The following is a 1,243-nucleotide window of genomic DNA, read 5'->3' on the forward strand; positions in this document are numbered from 1 at the left end:
TTCACGAGGCGATCGAAGGTGCGGGAGAAGCTCGTCGGGTCGATCATGCCACCGTCCCCGGAAGAGAAGATCAGGGCATGGTCGCCTTCCTGGGCCCAGTGCTGAGCGGCGATCCTCTTCTCCAGCTCTTGGAGTTCCCGGCGCTCCTCCGGGACACGGGCACAGAACTTGTGCAGGGCGAGCACCGCCTGTGAGGGCTCAGTCTTGAGGTCCTCGAGGACCAGGCCCACGCTCTTCTCCCGCTGCACCTGCTTGAGTGGCTTCGTCCCATGTAGCGCCGTAGACGGTCTTCGGGACCCGGTTGCCGTCCGTGTCAGTGATGTTGGCGCGGCCCACGGCGTCCAGGTCGTTCGTGCAGTGGCGCGCTCCACCTCGACGCCTTCGACCCACACNNGTGTGGGTCGAAGGCGGACGGCATGGGAGCTGGGGAGGGTAGGAGTTGCGGTGGGATTTCGTCACGCTGCGGAGGGCCGCTCAGGTAGCGATGGCTCTGCCGCAACCTCAGACGTCGGTGCGCAACGCCTGTCTGGCAGTCTCCTGAAACACCCTGATCTGGGACCTTTTCGCGTCGGCTGCCTCTCGGAACCGGGCTTGCTGATCTCCATGGACTGAACCAGCCCTGATGGATTCGCGTGCCCACTCGGTGCAAATGACATGCCACGCCCTCATGGCATCGTGCAGCAACTCGGCTTTGGTCGCGACCACAGTCGGGCCCATCATGCACACCCGTGACGCCGTAGCACTTAGGTCCACCCAGCCTTGGTGAATCTCGATCAGACAGTCCCGCCAGACATCAGGAGAGGTCCTCGGCGCCGTCAGCTCGTCGAAGAGCGTCCACAACATGCCGTTGAGTACGCGAACTGCCGATATGTAGGCGGTGTAGGCCTCGATGCGAGCATCATGTACCCGTCTGGACCGCTCTTCTAAGAGCTGCTCCCGCTGGTGTCGCCTCTGGCCGTTGATCGATATCCATCCACCGCCCAGACCGCCAAGAGCTCCGACAACGGCTCCGAAAACCCCCACCACAGCTGCATCCATAAGCGATTTATGGGCAACTTTGGCTACTTGTAATCTCGTAGTTCTGCCTGCCAGCAGCTTCACAGAGAAGGAAGAGTGGCGGGGGCAGGGGGATGTGGCTCGCCTCGGGCTGGACTTTGCGTGCTGATGGTCGTGATGGGTCGGGTAACCGGGCGTGGGCTGCCGCTCATCGGTCTGAACGGCAGAAGCCCCCGGCCGGGAGCCG

General features: G+C 63.1%; 1 protein-coding gene and 1 pseudogene. Both read right to left on the reverse strand.

Annotated elements, in window-relative coordinates; genetic code table 11:
• Window positions 1-248: pseudogene (locus AOK15_RS39195) on the reverse strand (site-specific integrase); the annotation flags it as partial.
• A 253-nt stretch (window positions 249-501) separates the two neighbouring features.
• The gene (locus AOK15_RS45410; protein ID WP_167738913.1) at window positions 502-1,101 is read right to left on the reverse strand and encodes a hypothetical protein; all 600 of its coding nucleotides are present in this window, start codon (window positions 1,099-1,101) and stop codon (window positions 502-504) included.
• Window positions 1,102-1,243 lie beyond the last annotated feature (142 nt).

It is taken from the genome of Streptomyces ossamyceticus, assembly GCF_001418475.1.
In the GTDB taxonomy this organism is placed as follows: Bacteria; Actinomycetota; Actinomycetes; order Streptomycetales; family Streptomycetaceae; genus Streptomyces; species Streptomyces ossamyceticus.